The sequence below is a fragment of the Microvirga aerilata genome, assembly GCF_016743775.1.
GTDB lineage: Bacteria > Pseudomonadota > Alphaproteobacteria > Rhizobiales > Beijerinckiaceae > Microvirga > Microvirga aerilata.
On sequence record NZ_JAEQMY010000366.1, the window covers coordinates 1 to 591 of the forward strand.

At 61.3% G+C, this 591-nt stretch carries 1 protein-coding gene; it reads right to left on the reverse strand.

The genetic code is table 11. The annotated features are described in order from the left end of the window. Positions 1-507: P-loop NTPase family protein (locus JKG68_RS32840; RefSeq protein ID WP_202066666.1), on the reverse strand; the 507-nt coding region annotated here is incomplete at its 3' end. Between the last annotated feature and the right edge of the window lie 84 nt (positions 508-591).

Consider the following 591-nt stretch of genomic DNA (forward strand, 5'->3'; position numbering starts at 1 on the left):
GTCCTGAGCCAGCCCGGTGGTGAGGATGAAAATAGCATCAGCCAAGGCACGCACCTTGCCTGCTTCATCGACAAGGTGGCCATGCCTCCAGATCCGCTCGAGGCGGGTGCGGAGGTTCGGGTGGGCTTGATCGATATCCTGGAGCACGAACACGCCGTCAGGGTTGTGCTTCAGAGCCTGCAGCAACGAGGCCCCCTCCGTGGCAACCGGGGATGATGAGAAGATCTGGTCGAGATCCTCCCCTGGATTGCCGGCCAGCTTGTAGAGGCCGCCCATTCTCCTCAGGGATCGGACGAGGCCGCCGATCAGATCAAGATGGTCTTCTTCCACATTCGGACCGGCAATGAGGAAGACGCCAGGCCGGCGCTGCAGGGGGCCGAGCGCGATGTGGTTGCAGAGCTCCAGGGCGAATACCTCGACGGCGGTATCTTGGCCGATGATGCGTTTCCTGGTGAGTGCGACGAGGCCCTGTATGACTTGTGCGGGATCTTGTTGAGGTGTGGACATGGAATAGGTCTCAATGAGGGTTGATGATGAGGGTGGGCTGGCCTGCGTTGTGCGGGCCGCCCGTCGAAGGATCGACGATGTCAC